The sequence below is a fragment of the Methanobacterium subterraneum genome (genome assembly GCF_002813695.1).
GTDB lineage: Archaea > Methanobacteriota > Methanobacteria > Methanobacteriales > Methanobacteriaceae > Methanobacterium > Methanobacterium subterraneum.
This window is the reverse complement of record NZ_CP017768.1, coordinates 539,045-556,697: the sequence shown is the minus strand read 5'-3', so window position 1 is coordinate 556,697 and position 17,653 is coordinate 539,045. Positions and strand designations below refer to the sequence as shown.

General features: G+C 35.9%; 11 protein-coding genes. 9 read left to right on the top strand and 2 right to left on the bottom strand.

The annotated features are described in order from the left end of the window. Positions 1 to 9: 9 nt before the first annotated feature. Positions 10 to 657, bottom strand: a complete 648-nt coding sequence (locus BK009_RS02685; protein ID WP_100908946.1) for a class I SAM-dependent methyltransferase — start codon at positions 655 to 657, stop codon at positions 10 to 12. Between the two features lies 1 nt (position 658). Then, a complete protein-coding gene (locus BK009_RS02680; RefSeq protein ID WP_100908945.1) occupies positions 659 to 2,092 on the bottom strand; it encodes a flippase in 1,434 nt (477 codons plus the stop codon). A gap of 426 nt (positions 2,093 to 2,518) precedes the next feature. On the opposite strand from BK009_RS02680, the gene BK009_RS02675 reads away from it, so the two are divergent. The 9 genes from BK009_RS02675 to BK009_RS02635 all read left to right on the top strand — a co-directional run bounded on the left by BK009_RS02675 (position 2,519) and on the right by BK009_RS02635 (position 17,572). Beyond that, positions 2,519 to 3,250: a glycosyltransferase gene (locus BK009_RS02675; RefSeq protein WP_100908944.1), complete on the top strand. Its 732-nt coding sequence runs from the start codon at positions 2,519 to 2,521 to the stop codon at positions 3,248 to 3,250. Positions 3,251 to 3,521: 271 nt separating this feature from the next. Continuing rightward, the gene (locus tag BK009_RS02670) at positions 3,522 to 7,010 is read left to right on the top strand and encodes a hypothetical protein (RefSeq protein ID WP_100908943.1); all 3,489 of its coding nucleotides are present in this window, start codon (positions 3,522 to 3,524) and stop codon (positions 7,008 to 7,010) included. A gap of 573 nt (positions 7,011 to 7,583) precedes the next feature. Continuing rightward, positions 7,584 to 10,562 (top strand): hypothetical protein, encoded by a 2,979-nt coding sequence (locus tag BK009_RS02665; protein ID WP_157809685.1) that lies wholly within the window; start codon positions 7,584 to 7,586, stop codon positions 10,560 to 10,562. 164 nt (positions 10,563 to 10,726) lie between these two features. After that, positions 10,727 to 11,146 (top strand): DUF1616 domain-containing protein, encoded by a 420-nt coding sequence (locus BK009_RS02660; RefSeq protein WP_100908941.1) that lies wholly within the window; start codon positions 10,727 to 10,729, stop codon positions 11,144 to 11,146. A 31-nt stretch (positions 11,147 to 11,177) separates the two neighbouring features. Next, positions 11,178 to 12,119, top strand: coding sequence for an SDR family oxidoreductase (locus tag BK009_RS02655; protein ID WP_100906446.1), 942 nt, complete (start codon positions 11,178 to 11,180; stop codon positions 12,117 to 12,119). A gap of 27 nt (positions 12,120 to 12,146) precedes the next feature. After that, positions 12,147 to 13,859: a glycosyltransferase family 39 protein gene (locus BK009_RS02650; RefSeq protein WP_236951016.1), complete on the top strand. Its 1,713-nt coding sequence runs from the start codon at positions 12,147 to 12,149 to the stop codon at positions 13,857 to 13,859. A 128-nt stretch (positions 13,860 to 13,987) separates the two neighbouring features. Further along, positions 13,988 to 15,220: a GDP-mannose 4,6-dehydratase gene (locus tag BK009_RS02645; RefSeq protein ID WP_100908940.1), complete on the top strand. Its 1,233-nt coding sequence runs from the start codon at positions 13,988 to 13,990 to the stop codon at positions 15,218 to 15,220. Between the two features lie 135 nt (positions 15,221 to 15,355). Then, a complete protein-coding gene (locus BK009_RS02640; RefSeq protein WP_236951015.1) occupies positions 15,356 to 15,787 on the top strand; it encodes a GtrA family protein in 432 nt (143 codons plus the stop codon). A gap of 165 nt (positions 15,788 to 15,952) precedes the next feature. Beyond that, the gene (locus tag BK009_RS02635) at positions 15,953 to 17,572 is read left to right on the top strand and encodes an NAD(P)/FAD-dependent oxidoreductase (protein ID WP_100908939.1); all 1,620 of its coding nucleotides are present in this window, start codon (positions 15,953 to 15,955) and stop codon (positions 17,570 to 17,572) included. The last annotated feature ends 81 nt before the right edge of the window (positions 17,573 to 17,653 follow it).

Genomic DNA, 17,653 nt, shown 5'->3' with positions numbered 1-17,653 from the left:
TAATCTTCATTAATCCTCCATCTCAATCACAGCGTATAATCTATAATAGATTTGTGTTGCTTTGATTAATTTCAGTCGGTTCAACCCGAATATAATATAATTTAACCAGTTAGATAATCCAATTGTATTAGGAAGTTGTTCCGTTTCTTCCACCTTGTAGTTCTCAAAATATTTTGACAGTACCTCTTCCAGATCTTTTTTGTTAAAGAAGTTAACATGGTCCCTTGCTAGAAGATGGTCATAGGTAAAACCGGGTTTAAGTTGTTCTATACCAGTACAGTTTGGAACCGTGATTAAAATCTTTTTCCTGGCTATCCTTTTCAATTCCATTAAAAGCTTTTCAAAATCTTTTACATGCTCTAGAACTTCAAATAAGATGACTACATCAAAAGAATTGTCATCAAATTCGAGAGAAGTTGAATCCATAACATAGGATTCCACACCTCTTTCTTTAGACTTTTTAATATAATCCTCGTTTATATCAACACAAACAGGATTATAACCCCTTTTAATTAATTCATAAGAGTATGCTCCTTCCCCCCCACCCACATCAATTATTTTATCTTCTTTATCGATATGGGTGAGCGCGAATTTTATAAATGGCATATAAGCTTCCTTGGCAGGAAGTCCTAATTCGTATATCTCTTCCTTATCCAATTTAACCCCTACCTATAATTTTTTTAATTAAACTAATATCATCCGAATCAATTCCACCAATTAAATAGATGACTGCTATATATATTGCAATTGCCAACAGGACTATTAAAGGCAACCAGAGATTGTATAATAACAGTATAGCCACACCCATAATTATACTGGCAATGAAAACTTTTATGGTTACTTCTAAATTTAACTTAGAAAATCCATAACCACTTTTGCGAATTGTAAATAAGACTAAAGTAAATACCAGAAATTCAGTAATTACGGTAATCACACTACTGGCTAGATAACTATATTTGGGGATTAAAATTAAGTTTAAAGCAATATTAATCACCATGCATATACTGGTTATTTTAGTTAAAATCATCTGCTTATTTGTAGACTGCAAGAGTTGTGTAAAAGGACTATTTAAAAAGATGAAAATGGTAGACCATATCAAAACTTGGAGAACAACTATTGAATCTGCGAATTGGGAGTCGAAAATAAGCAATATGATTTTATTAGACAGTAAAGTAGTTCCGATCCCTAAGGGGAAGCTAATCAACAACATAAATTTAAAATATTTTTCAAAAGCCATTTGAAGTGAATTTTCAGACGAAACAAAGAATTTAGAAAATACCGGGAATAGTGAAGCATTGAAAACATTAGGAATAAACAGTAACACCGTTATTAATTTATAAGCTGCGTTGTAAATCCCTACAGCCTCATTATCTTGCATTACCGATAGCAAGAAAGTATCAGCCCATACATATATTGTGGCAAAAGTCCCAGTCAACCCAAATGGTAAGGCCTGTTTTAGTGTTGGGCTCCAAAAACTCAAGTCTATTTCAATTTTAGGTATGGAGAACTTCCAAAAGTATATGATTACTATGTAAATGAAATTTATTATATTGGCAATCAAGTAAATAGCTGCAAAGAAAAGAAGATCCATATGGTAATGTACACCTATTAAAGTACCTACCAGTAAAACTGCGCTGTTTAAAACTGTGCTCAGTGAAATATACTCCATTTTTTCATTGGCCTGGATTATTGATATAAAAATAGTGGAAATAGCCCCGACAACTACCGATAACATCATAATGTAAATCACGTTCTTAACAACTGGAGAATAACCTACCCCATTAGTAATTAATATTATGGCAACAAATGCTAGTAATGATAATAAAATTTTCATCAAAATTGAATTAGAAATATATTTATTAGCCATGGATTTATCGCGAGAAATATCCCTTATTATCAAGGTACCTAATCCAGCATCGGCAATAATACCCACAATTCCAGTTAAAGCCGTTGCTAATGAAAGTATTCCATATCCTCCAGTACCTAAATAACGGGCAGTGACTATGGTGATGATAAATGAAAATGCAAAAATAATGATCTGACTTATGAGTAATACAACTGAATTTTTTGCTATGGTTCGTGCGGTGTTCATTTAAATCCATCTCATTTTATAGATTTGAGTTTGAAATATGATTAACTAATCATTGATTTTGGGAGTACTTTTTAGTGAAATTATTAATAAGCCATCTGAAAAGATAATGATTTTATTAGTTTTAATACACATCCTTTTAGTCTTTTGCATGGAAAGTTATTAGACTTGACTAAAAACGGGAAAATTCCTAATTAGTAATTCCTCTAATGTCTATAATTAATAGAGTCATATAAATTCTTATCCGTAAAGTTTAATAGAATGCAATCTAGATATTTTTATATATTATAAATGATATACTGCCTTGGATGGTTATAAAAACATTTAAAAAAAACTATCTGAACTGAAAATCGACAGAGCAATCTTGAGACATTATCACAATGAGTTTAGCAGTGATAATTACGTTACTAATTATTTCAGAGGTATAAAATGATTTCAGTAGTTTGCGTCTACAACAACCGTCAAATTCTAAATAATTGCTTAATCAAAAGCCTGAAAAAACAGAACTGTAATTCTGAATTAATTTTAATAGATAACACTCAAAACAAATTCAATTCAGCGGCTAAAGCACTTAACCATGGTGGAAGCAAGGCCCAGGAAGAATATATAATGTTCGTACACCAGGACATGGAACTGAACTCTCCGAATTGGCTGAGTGATGTTGAAGAAATGTTGAAATCCATAAAAGATATGGGTGTAGCGGGTGTAGCCGGGAGAAAGGGACGAACTCCCCGATCTAATATGAAGCATGGGACTACCCCCAGATCTGTGGGAATATTTCCCCAGGATGACCCTATTGAAGTACAAACTGTGGATGAATGTTTAGCTATAGTTCCCCGTAGTATCTTTCAAGAAAACCCTTTCGATGAAGAAACATGCCAAGGATGGCACTTATATCTGGCAGATTACTGTTTAAGCCTTAAAAATAAGGGTTACCATGTTTACGTTGTGCCACAGTCTTCTTACCACCTATCTATAGGGGATTCATTTTCAAATGATTACTATCAAACTTTAAGTAAAATAATAAAAAAACATAAAAACAATTATAAATGGATTTATACCACCACTGGAAACTGGCATACCACTTATCCCCTTTTAATTCAGATAGTCTACAATAAATTATACCGAACTGTTGAGAGAATTATAATTAAGTTAACTTAACGATTTAATTTAGTGAAAATTTGTGAATAATTTTTTAACCTAAACAAGGGTATGATTAACAAGTGTCAATATTGACCATATATTATTGTTATGAATCATCTATCATTAATATTAATTTTATTTAATGGGGGTATTGCCTAAAATTTTCGAAAATTTTAAGTGATATTATAAAATAAGTATTTATTAAAATAATAATAATATTAAGGGGGAGTTTTATATCACACGAAAATTAATAATTGTCATATTATTATGTTTTATTGGCCTAATCAGTTTGAATGGTATTTATGCAGCTGAGGATGGTCAGAATTTAACCTCAAATAACAACATAACCCATACTACTACCAATAATATTACCACCACTCAGTCATCTTCTTCGGAAAATAATGCAAAGTACTATGATTATCAAACTGATGTTCACGCTGCCGGAGAGGGAACACCTTCCTTTACCAACCAACAAATAACCCAAGCAGCCATAGACGTGAAAAAATTCTTGGAAGGAAACAAATACCTACCAGAATACATCACCATCAACGGAATCAAAGTAAACCAAGCCACATTCCTCCAATTACTAACCACCACTACACTCAAAATAAATAACTCAGACAACACAACCACTCCATTAATAACCGTAAACCAACCTCCTGCCGGAACCGAAACAACCACACCCAGAACACTCACACAAACAGAATACCTAACTATGGCACAAAACATAGCGAACTACATCATCGATAATGGCAGGGCACCTAGCACCGTAGGCACTGTTTTTGGGAACATAAAATTCCAATCACTCTTATACCTTTACTCTCGCGCCCTAAACATGCATGAAACCTATGGAGCACTGCCCACATTCCTAGCAGTGCGACCCTGGAACAACATACCCATAACCGACACCAACAAAAAAACCATAACCACACAAGACATCACCAACACCGCCACAGAAGTCAAAAACTTCCTAGAATACCACAAATACCTACCAGAATACATCACCATCAACGGAATCGTAGTAAACCAAGCCACCTTCCTCCAACTACTCACACAAACCACCATCAAAATAAACAACTCAGATACTACAACCACCGAACTAACAAACACCCAACAACCCACCACCGGAACCGAAACAACCACACCAGGCACATTTAACAAAGATGAATATTTAGAACTTGCCCAATCAATCCTAACATACATCAACACCAACAAAAAAGCACCAGCCACTATGAACACAGTTTTAGGAAACATAAAATTCCAATCACTCCTATACCTCTACTCTCGCGCCCTAAACATGGAAAAAACCTACGGAGCACTGCCCACATTCCTAGCAGTGCGACCCTGGAACAACATACCCATAACCGACACCAACAAAAAAACCATAACCACACAAGACATCACCAACACCGCCACAGAAGTCAAAAACTTCCTAGAATACCACAAATACCTACCAGAATACATCACCATCAACGGAATCGTAGTAAACCAAGCCACCTTCCTCCAACTACTCACACAAACCACCCTCAAAATAAACAACAACGACAACACACCACTAAACCTCACCAACACCAAAACACCCACCACCGGAACCGAAACAACCACACCCGGAACACTCACAAAAAACGAATACCTACAACTAGCCCAAAACATACAAACATTTATAGAAAATAATGGTCAGGCACCAGGTACCATCACCAGCAGCCTAGGAAACATAAAATTTGAGTCATTACTGTACATGTACTCTCGTGTCCTGAGTAGCTATAAAACCTCTGATAACATCCTTCCTTTGTTAATTACTGTCCGTCCATGGTCTTCTTCTAATATTCCGATTCTTGATGAGTTTTTCACCATACAGCAGATCACTAAAACCGCCATTGAGGTTAAAAACTTCCTGGAAGGAAACAAATACTTGCCAGAGTACATCACCGTCAACGGAGTAGTGATGAACCAATCACAATTCATCTACCTTATCACCACCGCCACCATCCACCTCAACACTGGTGATACCTCACTGATATCTCTTATAAATGCCAATAAACCAGTAACTGGCAGTGAAACCATAGCCGGAGGCAGCATACTTCAAAATGAATACATTACACTGGCAAAAAATATAAAAAATTACATTGAAAACAATAAAAAGGCACCCAGCCTTGTTTCCACCTCACTGGGACAAATGAGTTATCAAGCCACACTGTACATGTACTGTCGGATACTCAATCAGAACAACTTGAACCATGAATTACCCGTTTTTATCAATGTAAAACCATGGAAAACAGCAAATATACCCATTAACGACAAAACTACGTTTACTGTTGCCGAAGTAACTAGCGCTGCAGTGGATGTTAAACTCTTTGTAGATGGCAACGGTTCCCTACCAGAGTGGATAACTGTAGGAGGGGTCTTCCTTAACCAAAGCCAATTTTTACACTTGTTAACTAGTTCTGTGATCTTAATTAACAGCCAAAGTTCAGGATCAGTTAAACCAGTTAATGCAGGACTGCCCTCAACAACTATTAAAGATGATTTATCTGCTGGTTCTTTAAGCACTGCTCGTTATGTGCAATTAGCTGAGGAGATAAAAACTTACATCGAGGAGAATGAAAAAGGACCCAGTAGTGTGACGGCTGACCTAGGAACAACCAGTTTTAAATCAATAATTTACATGTACAGCCGCATACTACAACAGTATAAAATCCACCAAACCTTACCCTCCAACATAATTCTAAAAAACTGGACCACTCCCATCTACGACAATCAGTTCACCAACCAGGACATTATCAAAACTGCAAAAGAAGTTAAAGTTTTCTTTGATGGTAATGGTTATTTACCGGAATACATTACGGTTAGCAAAGTAGTGGTGAATCAAGCACAATTCCTGCATCTTTTAGTAACTGCAACACTAAAAATCAACAATTCAAGTGGTAGTTCAACTTATCTCCAGAGTGTAGCATTACCCCAGTCCAGTTATGAGAAAATGAACAGTGGAAATATTAATTTAGCAAGTTATATTACTCTTGCCCAGTCTATTTATGACCACATCACCACCAATCAAGCAGCAGCAGGATCTTTTGACATAAACCTAGGGAAAATTAGCTTCCCCTCTCAACTATATCTCTTTAGCAGTGTACTTGACTCCTTCCAAAAAAATCAACAACTTCCTGAGAGTATTTATGTAAAAGCGTGGAAAACTGCCCGTAACATTGGAACTACCAGTTATGGTAATGTGGTGGTTTCAGGACCCTATGGAAATTTGATGTCCTCAGTTAAGATCGCCTATATTGTGGGTGTGCATCCCATTGAGTGGGCTTCTCATCAGGCAATTATGGAAGCAATTGAGGCTTATGATAATTCATTAGCGCACTGTTATTATATTTACAAAGTTTCAGTGACTAAAGATGCATCAAATTATGAAAAAGGACGGATGAACGGGCAATTACTGGCAAATATGTTTGCTGTTCCTGAAATTAAGGTGAAAAAATATAATATGGCCATTGATATCCATTCCAATGTGGGTAACTGGGCTCAGACCAGATTTGTATTTAGCCCTATCTCTGGAGGTTCATCAGAATTCCTTGCGTGGGTTATAAAAAATCGTATAGGATGGTTATCCTACTTCTCCCCACCATCACAGACAAGCCCACAGTACGTCACCATTCCCCTGATACAAGGAGGCATACCAGCCATTCTCTATGAAACATATACTTATGAACCATATGATGTAACTCGAAGTCATGCCAATGATTTTGTGTCTGTGGTTGATGGATTGGTGTTTTGAATAGAAAATGTTCATAAATATCCCGGGACTAAAAAAATAAACCTAATTAATGAAAATATGATCGTTTACGGAGATTATTAGTAAATAGAATTTTAATAATTTTCTAGTTACCCGGGTTTATTTATGTAACTTCTTAAAATAAGGTATTTTGAATTATAACCGAACTAGGGAATTGGAAAAATATTATGTGTGTTATTTTCCAAGAAAAAATGGTAATATTGAAAATTGGTAATGGGAATGATCAATTAGGATTGTAAATTCATAATGGTTATGGTTAGAACTTTTTAAATCTTTTTTGAAAGTGAAAGATTCTATTTCGAGTGTTTTTATTTAGCTTGTAAATTAAAAAATTATATATAGGATGCAATTTTGAATTTATATCATAGTTATAGTTGATAGTTGAAATTTCTATGTTTATGAAAGATAAATTTTATATTAAAGTTAAACATCCATTTATTACTTAAACTCTATACTATTATCGAATTTATTGATGGACTTTTAAGGAGTTATTAGAAGTGATTGGAGGCGATGAGTATTAATCGTAAGTTGTTTTTGGTAGTATTGTTGTGTTTCATGGCATTGGTTAGTTTGAATGGTATTTATGCAGCTGAGGATGGTCAGAATCTAACCTCAAATATTAACACAACCATCATTGACACCACAAATACTACCATCACCCAGTCAACTTCAGACAACAATCCAGAACATAACGATTATCAAACCAATAATTACGCTGCCGGAGAAGGAACACCTTCCTTTACCAACCAACAAATCACCCAAGCAGCTATAGACGTTGAAAAATTCCTGGAAGGAAACAAATACCTACCAGAATACATCACCATCAACGGAATCAAAGTAAACCAAGCCACCTTCCTCCAACTACTCACACAAACCACCCTCAAAATAAACAACACAAATACCACAACCACCCCATTAATAAACGTAAACCAACCTGGAACAGGCACTGAAACAACCACACCCGGAACACTCACAAAAAATGAATACCTACAACTAGCCCAAAACATCCTAACATACATCAACACCAACAAAAAAGCACCAGCCACTATGAACACAGTTTTAGGAAACATAAAATTTGAGTCATTACTGTACATGTACTCTCGCGCCCTAAACATGCATAAAACCTACGGAGCACTACCCACATTCCTAGCAATACGACCATGGAACAACATACCCATAACCGACACCAACAAAAAAACCATAACCACACAAGACATCACCAACACCGCCACAGAAGTCAAAAACTTCCTAGAATACCACAAAAAATTACCAGAATACATCACCATCAACGGAATCGTAGTAAACCAAGCCACCTTCCTCCAACTACTCACACAAACCACCCTCAAAATAAACAACAACGACAACACACCACTAAACCTCACCAACACCAAAACACCCACCACCGGAATCGAAACAACCACACCCGGAACACTCACAAAAAACGAATACCTACAACTAGCCCAAAACATCCTAACATACATCAACACCAACAAAAAAGCACCAGCCACTATGAACACAGTTTTAGGAAACATAAAATTCCAATCACTCCTATACCTCTACTCTCGCGCCCTAAACATGGAAAAAACCTACGGAGCACTGCCCACATTCCTAGCAGTGCGACCCTGGAACAACATACCCATAACCGACACCAACAAAAAAACCATAACCACACAAGACATCACCAACACCGCCACAGAAGTCAAAAACTTCCTAGAATACCACAAATACCTACCAGAATACATCACCATCAACGGAATCGTAGTAAACCAAGCCACCTTCCTCCAACTACTCACACAAACCACCCTCAAAATAAACAACAACGACAACACACCACTAAACCTCACCAACACCAAAACACCCACCACCGGAACCGAAACAACCACACCCGGAACACTCACAAAAAACGAATACCTACAACTAGCCCAAAACATACAAACATTTATAGAAAATAATGGTCAGGCACCAGGTACCATCACCAGCAGCCTAGGAAACATAAAATTCCAATCCGCACTCTACATGTACTGCCGCGTGCTAAATAATTACAGAGATAATGGAGTTTTACCACTACTGGTAACTGTCCGTCCATGGTCTACTTCTAATATTCCTATCCGTGATGAGTTTTTCACCATACAACAGATCACTAAAACCGCCATTGAAGTGAAAACATTCCTGGAAGGAAACAAATACCTACCAGAATACATCACCATCAACGGAGTAGTGATGAACCAATCACAATTCATCTACCTTATCACCACCGCCACCATCCACATCAACACCGGTGATACCTCACTGATATCTCTTATAAATGCCAATAAACCAGGAACTGGCAGTGAAACCATAGCCGGAGGCATTATACTTCAAAATGAATACATTACACTGGCAAAAAATATAAAAAATTACATTGAAAACAATAAAAAGGCACCCAGTCTTGTTTCCACCTCCCTGGGACAAATGAGTTATCAAGCCACATTGTACATGTACTGTCGGATACTCAATCAGTACAACTCATTTAAGGATTTGCCCAGTATGGTTAATGTAAAACCGTGGAAAATGTCTAATATACCTATTTATGATACAATATCATTTACCATCAGTCAAATAACCCAAAGTGCGGTGGATGTTAAAAATTTTGTAGTTGGCAATGCATATTATCCTGAATTAATCACCGTTAATGGTGTGTTGGTTAATCAAGCCCAATTCCTGCAGCTTTTGACAACTGCAACAATAAAACTTAACAACAAAGATAACACCGTGATTTATCTCCAGAATGGAATAGTTCCCAGCAGTGATCGGAATGTAATTGCGGCTGGAACCCTAGTTCTCAGTAAGTATGTAGAACTGGCAGGGAATATTAACACCTACTTCATTAATCATGAACAAGAGGGTCCTTCTAAAATGTCAAGTAGTGTTGGAGAAATTAATTTCCTAATGTTGTTGTACACTTATTGCCGAGTTTTATCATCATACCAGAATAACACGTTGCCAGTTTCTGTGGTTTTATATAAACCGGTGTATATTACCAGTGATAACATATACGATTCAGCTACTGACCAGAATCGGATGAAAACATTAGTATCCATACTTAGAAATGCAGGAGCAGATGCATATGGTTATGGAATAGGTCCAGATACTCAGAACGCTGTGCTTAGAAATAGTAGTGTCCAACAGGGTGCATTGGTAGTTGATATCTACGGGGGTGCTTGTGCTGGGACTATATATGCCATGATCGGCAGTTATTATCAGGGTATAAAGGGAGCCAGGGAAGTTTATTCCATATGGATTTCACCACCTGCATGGAATATAACAGATTTACCAACAAAAGCCACGAATTGTGGTGTGAACTTCTTACCCCGTGCTCGTGACGATACTTTTAGTAAGTATCTGCCAGATTGGGGTTATAACTTAAAAGGTGAAGCGACTGATGGATTAAAGAATCCAGATTTATTCCTGAATAGTCATGGATTTAATTTCCTGGTGACCATTGGTGACTTACAGTACATGGCAGCCAAGATTTTATTTGAAGCAAAATCTTAAACATCCTGAAAATATTGGTTTAACCCCACTTAAAAAACCAATATTTACCTACTTTTTTATAATTGAATATTCTTATGTAATATAATCCAATCTACATTTCCAAAATCTATAATCTAAAATAATATTTAAAATCATTTGAAAGAGTAATCGATGGGAGGTATATCATGAATGTTGACCGAACTCTTTCCATAATCATTGGAATTTTCCTGATTATTGGTGTCATTGGAATATTTTACATTAGTTCTACCCCTTATGAAGTTGATAATTTCACAGAATTCTATTTATTAGGTGCAGATGGAACTGCTGGTAATTATCCTACCAATTTAACCACTGGCGAAACTGGAAAGCTTACTGTGGGCATTGTCAGTCATGAATATTCTAACACCAGTTACTTGCTAAAAATAACTAAAAACAATGAAACTTTAAAAGAAGAAAGTTTTACCCTGGAAAACAACCAAAATAAGAGTATGCCCTTTGAGTTCAAAGCTGAAACAGGCCAATATAAATTCCAATTTGATTTATATAAATTGCCGGACACAGAAAATGTTTACAGATCACTTTTCATTCTGGTTAACGTAAAATAAATAAGATTAAGTTATATTATAGAGGATTATTATGAAAAATAAAAAAGTAGCAGTTACTGGGGGTCTTGGATTTATAGGATCCCACCTGGTGGAGAGACTCTGTCAAGATAATGAAGTGGTGATTGTAGACAATGAAACCACCGGCAGTATAAAAAATATCAAACACCTTGAATTTGATAAAATTAGTCTTGATCTGGGGGATATAACAGAAATTGACTTGGTAAACTCCTTTGAAGGTTGCGACTATGTTTTCCACCATGCAGCAATGGCCAGTGTTCCAGCCAGTGTGGCCGATCCTATTAAATGTAATTTAATTAATATAACTGGTACTCTAAACGTTCTTCTAGCTGCTCGTGACTGTGGCGTTAGAAAGGTGGTTTTTGCATCATCAGCAGCTGTTTATGGTGATAACACTAACTTACCATTATCTGAAAAGACTCTCCTTAAACCAGTTTCACCATATGCCCTTAGTAAAGCTGTGGGGGAAATGTACTGCCAGTTATTTACTGATATTTATAAATTATCCACTATTTCCCTCAGATATTTCAATGTTTTTGGCCCCAGGCAGGATCCCAATTCACAGTATGCCTCTGTAATTCCACACTTTATTAGTAGCATCTTAAATGGAGAAAGACCAGTTATTTTTGGTGATGGTGAACAAAGTAGGGACTTTATATATGTTAAGCACATTGTGGAAGCTAATTTAAGAGCATGCCAGTCAAATCATACAGGAGCGTATAATATAGCAACAGGAAAAAAGACAACTATCAATCAGCTTGTTCCTGTAATTAACCAAACACTAGGGGAAGATATGGATCCGATTTACGATGAACCTCGGCCTGGTGATGTAAAACATTCTTTAGCTGATATTTCCAAGTCGGAATTATTAAATTTCAAACCATCCATCAATTTTCCTGATGAACTGAGCGAGACTGTCCATTGGTTTGTTGAAAATCAAGAATTTAAAGAATAATAAACTTTGTAAATATTTGGTGGTACATTGGATCAGGAAAAAAATAATATTTCTATTTTTGATAAGTTAAGGGAAATGTTAAACAAACCTCTGGTTATACTTATCTCAATCACTGTTGTGTTGGTTGCTTATCTTCTAATGATTCAAATTAAAATAGGTGTCCCCTACTGGGATGTTTTCAACTATCTGAACAATGCCTTTCATTTTGCAAATATGGGAAGTAGCGGTGTTGTTAATCATCTACCACCTCTGATTCCCCTATTAACCTCTCTTTTTTTTAGAATGGGATATGTATCTGTTGATGTAATCTTCATTTTAAGTGGTTTAATATTTATTTTAGGCATTATAGGATTATATTTACTTTTAAATGAACGATTCGATTCTACCAAAAGTTTAACTGGTAGTTTAATTTTTATTTCTTTACCAGTGGTCATGGCCTGGGCTGTAAGTGGAGGAATAGATCTTCCAGGAGTTGTTTTTTCAATTTGGGCACTTTATTTCATGGTAATTGGTTTAAAAAAGGATTCAAAATTTTTATATTTGGTCCTGCCGCTCCTGGTTATTTCCATACTCACCAGGTACACTGCAGGTTTGATAGTCCTTCCCATGATCTTCTATATTTTAGCCAATTTTAACCAAGTTAAAAATATTCCCCAAATAAAAAAGGTGATTTTTGGAATCGCTATAGAATTTGGGGTATTATTAACCATTTTCACGTTCTTTATTCTGCAGCTGGATACCAGTGCTCTGTTCGGACTTTTCTTCGATATTGTAACATCCTCATCCTCCGGTGTGGAAGATGTTGCTTACAATTCTAACTTCTTATTTTATCTTCAGAATTCATTGAATTATATTTCTTTAGGACCAATCCAGGGCACATATCGCCAGTTACTAAATCCTTCCGAAGGAATTCCTTCAGTATTAGCATATATCATTACCATGATAAGTGTAATTGGGATTTTTTCTTATATTTACCGGTTTTTAAGCACTGGAAAAGAAAAAAATATTTCACAGGTAAACATTATTAATTTAGGAAAAATAACCATAATTTTAGTCCTCTTCATTGGTTTGGTCCTCAGTTTCTATAATAAATCCCTAATTCTGAGTGAAATTTTCTTATTGGCCCTGGTGTATCTTTCATATAGATTTATGGCCAGGGAAAGATTTGAGATTGATAACAAATTAGCTCTGGATTTGATGTTTCTATCATGGTTTGGTGCCTATTTTTTATTCCATGGTATTTTACCATTTAAAGTGGATAGATATTTTATTACCATGGCCCCTGCTTTCACCTATTTCATAGTTTTAGGTTTAAGCCAATTCATTAATGAACTAAAACCTAGAATTAATGGTTTAAAATCTAAGTCAGGGCTGGTTTATATGGCTATTGCTTTAATATGTTTATCAGTTACCACAGTTACCTATATAGGCCACACACCACAGAAAACTTTTACATTGGACATTGAAGATGCAAGTCAATGGATTAAAGGCTATGATCCAAACTACTACAATAAAATAATCGGTTCTGATTATCCCAATGCAGTCACCTGGTATCTTCATAAAGAAACCACCGGAGCATATCTAAAATATTACAACAATACCGATGAATTCGCTGATTATCTGCAAGAAAATGGGGTTTACTATTATTTTGATTCAAATAAATCCCATCCAACTCTTAAAAGTTATCGTATAATAAAGGAATTCGGAGTGGTGGCAATATATGAGAAAATAACACCATAATAATATTTTATAAAAATATTCTGCCTAAAATAACTAATAATCCTAAAAAATAATTTATACTTCGATTAATTTAATAGTGGTATATGAATTTTTAATTTAACAAGATCAACATTACAAGAGGTATTAATATGAATTGGAAAGATAAAAATGTTCTCATAACTGGTATAGGTGGATTTGCAGGTTCTTATTTAGCTAAAGAACTTGTAAGCCGTGAGGCTAACGTTTATGGGTTGATCCGGAGAAGAGCTGATGGTACAACTGCTAAAAACATTATTGATCGGAGAATTAGTAATGAAGTAAATCTAATTGAAGGAGATCTTATTGACATAACCTCATTAACTAATGCCCTTGATCATTCCCAGCCTGATTACATCTTCCACTTGGCAGCCCAGTCATTTGTTGAACGATCATTTGACAACTCCCAGGAAACCCAGAACATTAACTGTATTGGAACTAGCAACCTCCTGGAAGCAGTGCGAATAAAAGATTCAGACACGAAAATAGTCTTTGCTGGTTCCAGTGAAGAATACGGGCTTGTCCTATCGTCCCAGGAACAGTATGAGAAAGCAAAAAAAGACTACGGAACTATTTTCCCCGAACCAGAGGTAATTCCAGAGGTACCTATAACAGAAACCAACCCCCTGAGGCCAATGTCACCTTATGCTGTCTCCAAAGTTTATGGTGATTACCTCATGAGGAACTATTACCACTCTTATGGTCTGGATACTGTGGTTTCACGTGCCTTCAACCACGAAGGAGCTGGAAGAGGTATAATGTTCGTGACCTCAGTGGTTACCAACCAGATCATGAAACTCAAATCCGGTGAATCTGACCGTATTGTCATTGGAAACCTTAACTCCCTCCGTGACTGGTCCCATGTTAAAGACATAGTTCAGGGATATCTCTTACTAGCTGAAAAAGGACAGGCAGGGGAAGTTTACAATCAGGGTTCCATGAGGACTAACTCTGTGTTGAGCTACATATTGCTGGGTTTGGAAGAAGCTGGATGGGATGTGAACCGGATCGAAACCTTTAAGGGAGACAAACAGATTCAGGATCCTAATGAGATGGATAACAGTTCCATTTATGGAGTTAAATTCCCTAAAACTAAGGTTGACCAGTTAATTTTAGAGGGGCAACTGGAGTACACCCTGGAAGATAAAGGAATTAAGGTTAACACAACCCATGGCGATGTTACCATTGAGTTCAACCCAGACCGTTTCCGCCCTGCTGAGGTGCCAATCCTATTTGCTGACACCAAGAAGATTCAGTCTATAGGCAGCAAAATAGATTACACCCTCAATGATATAATAAAGGATCAGCTTAACTATTTCCTTAAAAAGGAAAATAGAAGCGCTTAAACCCTTAATTATCCTATTTTTTTTTGATATCCTACTTATTTAAAAGATATCATATTTATTTAAAAAAATATACAATTTTTTTCATTTATTATATGATTCAGGTAACGAAATGTTGAACTGGATCAGGAGATCACCTTGAAAATCTGTATGAAAAATTTGAAGAAAAAACTAGTAACTGATCAGACTGACAAAACACAGATACAACTCTTCAGATACATTTTCACAGGCGGAGCTGCGTTTATTATTGATTTTTCATCACTCTTCATCCTGACTGATTTTTTTGGAATTTATTACCTGGCTTCAGCAGCAATAGCATTCGTTCTTGGATTAATAACCAATTACATGCTGAGTATAAACTGGGTTTTCAACAGAAGAACCATGAGTAATCGGAAACTAGAGTTTGGAGTTTTCGCTCTCATTGGAATTGTGGGTATTCTCTTAAACGAATTGTTTATATGGTTTTTCACCGAAAATTTGCAAATATATTACCTTCTTTCCAAAATTATGGCTGCTGTGATCATTCTATTTTGGAATTTCTTCGCCAGAAAATTCGTTTTATTCAAGTAGAAATTCCATATTTAAAAAACATCCTATTTAAATAATGAAAATAATATTAAAGGTAAAAATTGATATTAATTGTCAAAACCTAATTAATAACTTGACATTATTCTATTGAAATATTAACTATTTACAATCTACTTCATACTGTTATAACTGTATTAACGGGAAATCATGACTGAAACTCCAAAGAAGGCAATTATTATTGGTGCAGGCCCTGCCGGATTAACCGCTGCCTATGAATTACTTGATAAAACTGATATCAAACCAGTTATATATGAATCAACTGATGCAGTGGGTGGCATATCAAAGACAATTAATTACAAGGGTAACCGCATCGATATTGGTGGACACCGGTTTTTCTCAAAGTCACAGATTATTATGGAATGGTGGACCAACATTTTACCTCTTCAGGGAGCCCCAGCAAGTGATGATCGGCTTCTGGGGAGAAAAATACCCTTTAACTCGGAATACAATAAAAGAAAAATAAAATCTGGGAAAACTGTAACTTATTTATCACCAGACCCTGAAAAAACAGATGCAGTAATGCTTAAACGCAGTAGATTATCCCGGATTTTCTTCCTTAGAAAATTTTTTGATTACCCAGTATCATTGAATTTCAACACCTTCTTCAATTTGGGGATCTTGAGAACTGTTAATATTGGTTTAAGTTACCTTAAAACATCAGTTCACCAAATAAAACCTGAAAAATCCCTCCAGGACTTTTTCATCAACCGATTTGGCCGTGAACTTTACCATACCTTCTTTAAGGATTACACTGAAAAGGTGTGGGGTGTTCCCTGCAGTGAAATCACTGCAGAATGGGGATCACAACGAATAAAGGGACTTTCGATTTATAAAACTATTGCCCATGCGCTGAAAAAGAATCTATCCAGGGATTCATCCATATACCAGGAAAATGTGGAAACCAGTTTAATTAAAGAATTCATGTATCCCAAATACGGGCCGGGGCAGTTATGGGAGGAAGTTGCTCGTATTATAGAAGAAAATGGTTGTGAAATACACATCAATCACCGAGTGTGTGGTATAACTCCTCATGACGATAGCATATCCCGAGTCACTGTGATTGATAAATCCACCGGAACCATTCATGAGGAAACTGCTGATTATTTCATCTCCACCATGCCAGTAAAGGATTTGATTAATTCATTTAAGTGTAAAGTACCAAATAATGTTCTTAACGTGTCTAACGGCCTCATGTACCGTGATTTTATAACGGTTGGACTTTTGATGGATAAATTAAAACTTAAGAATGAAACCAACACCATCACTGTTAACGATATTGTTCCAGATAACTGGATCTACATTCAGGAAAGGGATGTGAAAATTGGCCGGCTTCAAATATTCAATAACTGGAGTCCTTACTTGGCACATGATCCAAGAAATGTATGGATTGGTCTGGAATATTTCTGTAATGAAGGTGACAAGTTATGGGCTATGACTGAAAAGGATTTCCAGAAATTTGCCATTGATGAACTGTCAGAAATAGGTATAATTAACCCAGAAGATGTTAAAGATGGGGTGGTTATCAAAATGAAAAAAACTTATCCAGCTTACTTTGGAATGTATCCTCAGTTTAATCTAATCAGAGAATTTACTGACCAGTTTAAGAATCTTTTTTTGATTGGAAGAAACGGTATGCACCGTTACAACAACATGGATCATTCCATGTTAACTGCCATGGCCGCAGTTAAAAATATAATTGATGGAATCACTTCCAAGAATAATTTATGGGAAATCAATACTGAGGGAGATTATCATGAGGGGAACTGATTAAAATAACCAGTAGGGTTAAAAAGGTTAATGGTTGCATTGTGAGATTGTAATACATGTTGAAAGAAGAATATTGAACTA

What these genes read in the sequence shown, in the direction of transcription:
- BK009_RS02680 (WP_100908945.1), bottom strand. Translation starts at nt 2,092, where the DNA reads ATGAACACCGCACGAACCATAGCAAAAAATTCAGTTGTATTACTCATA.
- BK009_RS02675 (WP_100908944.1), top strand. Translation starts at nt 2,519, where the DNA reads ATGATTTCAGTAGTTTGCGTCTACAACAACCGTCAAATTCTAAATAAT.
- BK009_RS02665 (WP_157809685.1), top strand. Translation starts at nt 7,584, where the DNA reads ATGGCATTGGTTAGTTTGAATGGTATTTATGCAGCTGAGGATGGTCAG.
- BK009_RS02660 (WP_100908941.1), top strand. Translation starts at nt 10,727, where the DNA reads ATGAATGTTGACCGAACTCTTTCCATAATCATTGGAATTTTCCTGATT.
- BK009_RS02655 (WP_100906446.1), top strand. Translation starts at nt 11,178, where the DNA reads ATGAAAAATAAAAAAGTAGCAGTTACTGGGGGTCTTGGATTTATAGGA.
- BK009_RS02645 (WP_100908940.1), top strand. Translation starts at nt 13,988, where the DNA reads ATGAATTGGAAAGATAAAAATGTTCTCATAACTGGTATAGGTGGATTT.
- BK009_RS02635 (WP_100908939.1), top strand. Translation starts at nt 15,953, where the DNA reads ATGACTGAAACTCCAAAGAAGGCAATTATTATTGGTGCAGGCCCTGCC.